4 protein-coding genes are annotated in these 2691 nt (G+C 62.1%); all 4 read right to left on the bottom strand.

The window, feature by feature from the left end; translation table 11 throughout:
• Positions 1-172: 172 nt before the first annotated feature.
• The gene (locus ACRXB1_RS34160) at positions 173-496 is read right to left on the bottom strand and encodes a rhodanese-like domain-containing protein (protein WP_062169512.1); all 324 of its coding nucleotides are present in this window, start codon (positions 494-496) and stop codon (positions 173-175) included.
• Between the two features lie 128 nt (positions 497-624).
• Positions 625-1278, bottom strand: coding sequence for a protein-L-isoaspartate O-methyltransferase family protein (locus ACRXB1_RS34155; RefSeq protein ID WP_062169514.1), 654 nt, complete (start codon positions 1276-1278; stop codon positions 625-627).
• A 208-nt stretch (positions 1279-1486) separates the two neighbouring features.
• Positions 1487-2107 carry a trimeric intracellular cation channel family protein gene (locus ACRXB1_RS34150; RefSeq protein WP_062169516.1) on the bottom strand — a complete coding sequence of 207 codons (621 nt, stop codon included), beginning with the start codon at positions 2105-2107 and terminating at the stop codon, positions 1487-1489.
• 2 nt (positions 2108-2109) lie between these two features.
• Positions 2110-2691 (bottom strand): Smr/MutS family protein (locus ACRXB1_RS34145; protein ID WP_449494554.1); only part of this gene is annotated, 582 nt, incomplete at its 5' end.

Here is a 2691-nt window from a genome sequence, read left to right as displayed (position 1 = left end):
TGCTTGCCCGCGCGCTCTGAAGCTGCGCGTCGGTGTTGAGCGCTTCGTCATAGAGCTGATCGAGGCCCACGGCCATGGCCGGTGAGCACGCTAACCCGGCGCTGATGCTGGACAGCGCCAGCGCAAACATCGGGCGCATGGAGATTCCGTGATGACTGAATACAGCGTCGAATCAATACGTGGGGATGGCCGGATCGACTTGCTTTGACCAGGCATCGATACCGCCAAACAAGTTGTACACCTGCGTGAAGCCACGCGATTCCAGGAACATGCCGACTTGCGCGCTACGGGCGCCGTGGTGGCAGATGCAGACGATCTGCGCTTCGTCGTCCAGTTCTTCGCTGCGGGCAGGGATGTCGCGCATCGGGATGGCGACAATGTTGGCCATCTTGGCCGTTTCGAGTTCCCACGGTTCGCGGACGTCGAGCAGGACAGGGGCGGGGCGCGATGAATCGGCGAGCCATTCGGCCAGTTCGGGTGCGGACAGATTTTGCATGGGATTCCGTTGAAAGCAGCAGGCAACGGCGAGCAGATTTGCTCACCGGTATGCTGTCTGAGTTTGCCGTTTGGAAGCATCGGACCCGAACGGTTCACCCCGCACGAGTCCGGATTTCCGGGGAAAACTTAAAACTTGAAGCGCGAAGGCTGTACAGCGTTCTTGAGCGGCCCGATCAGCGTTTCAAAGATATCGGCGACGCGGAACTGTTTTTCATCCACGCGCGTGATGATCTGCGCCTTCATGACCGGCGCGCTGCCAACAAACGCCGCCAGCCGGCCGCCAATCTTCAACTGGTCGAGGAATTCCTGCGGCATGACCGGCAAACCGCCCGAGACGCAGATGATGTCGAAGGTCTCGCCCGAGTTCCAGCCGCGTGCGCCGTCGCCGACTGCAACTTGCGCATTCGACACACCGTTGGCCGCCAGATTGTCTTCGGCCAGTTTGGCGAGTTCGGGTTCGATTTCAACCGTCGTCACCGAGCGGCCGCGCGCGCCGAGCAGCGCTGCCATGTAGCCCGAGCCTGCGCCGATTTCGAGCACGATCTCGTGCTTTTTCACAGCCAGTTCCTGCAACACACGCGCTTCGACGCGCGGAAACAGCATGTGCTGGCCGGCCGGCAGCGGAATCTCGAGATCCGCGAACGCGATGTTCCGGTACGCGGCAGGGACGAAATTTTCACGCTTGACGATCGACAGCAGGTTCAGGACGTCCTGGTCCAGCACATCCCAGGGACGGATCTGCTGTTCGATCATGTTGAAACGCGCTTGCTCGATGTTCATTTTCAGTCTGCGGGTCGATCGACCGTTGAGGGTGGAGTTGACTTATTGACTAGCGCAACGACGGGACGCAATGACGTGTTCATTGCCGTCAGTAAGCCGAAAATCGAAGTCGGATTGTAGCAAATCGACAGGCGCCGGAAATTAACGGCGGCGAGCGTTGGCCATTCGGCCGGGTTTAAGCGCGGCTGACGGCCCGGTTCGCAGTCTATTAATGAGGCAGCCGCACGTCCAGTTTCAGCGTCACCAGCCGCGCCACGAGAATGAACGCTGTCGAAAACAACACGTTATAGACGCCCAGGACGCCCATTGCATCGAGTCCGAGATACAGCCAGCATCCCGCGAACGCACACACGGCGTAAGGCCGGGAGTCGCGCAGGATCAGCGGGACCTCGTTGCACAGCACGTCCCGGATGATGCCGCCAAAAACGCCTGTCACCACGCCCATCAAGGCCGCGGTGAACGCAGGCATTTGTGCATCGAGCGCGATGGACGTGCCCGAGATGCTGAACAAACCCAGGCCGATGGCATCGGCGACCAGCAAGGCGCGCTGGTCGAACAAGCGGGTCGTGAGGCGCAGGACCATCGGTGCCGTGAGCGCCAGCGCGAAGATGATGATGACGTAATCCTGATGCTCGACCCAATAGAACGGCCGGCGCGAAAGCAGGACGTCGCGCACGGTCCCGCCGCCGAATGCCGTTGCGAGCGCGACCAGGAAGGCGCCGACGGCATCCAGCCGGCGCTTTCTCGCTTCGATCAGCCCCGAGATTGCATACGCGAAGATCGCGAGCCCCTCCATGATGGAGATTGCCAGCGTGAGCCTGGGATGCACCGTCAGGACCTCTCACGCGGATCGCGATGGCTGCGGGCATCGTGGTCTTGCGGGTGCCCGTGATGATGTGGCGTCCCGCCCGGTTTCAGCAGCACCAGCACGGCGCCGGCACCGCCATCGTGAGGACGCGCCTGACAGAACGCGATCACTTCTTCCTTTTGCACCAGCCACGCGCGGACCTTGCCTTTGAGCACGGGTTCGCGCCCAACGGATCCAAGGCCTTTGCCATGAATCACGCGCAAGCATCGCAGGCCACGTTTCACCGCTTCCCGGATGAATTCCGATAACGCCTCGCGCGCTTCCTCGCGCCGCATGCCGTGCAGATCGAGTTGCGCCTGCACGATCCAGGCGCCGCGCCGGAGCTTGCGCACGACTTCCTCGCGTACGCCGTGGCGGCAGTAGGAGAGGGAATCGTCGGTATCGAGGAGGCTTTCGGGGTCGTATTCGTCCGAGAGGGCTTCGTGCAGCACGGCTTCTTCGTCGAGCCGCGTCTGCAGCGGCAAAGGCGACGGAGGCACGCGCGGCAACGGTACGCGCGCCGCCACGTTCAGCGGTTCGACCTCGCCGATGGCGTTGCGGAACAA

It is taken from the genome of Caballeronia sp. M23-90, assembly GCF_053574605.1.
This window is presented reverse-complemented; position numbering and strand designations above follow the sequence as displayed.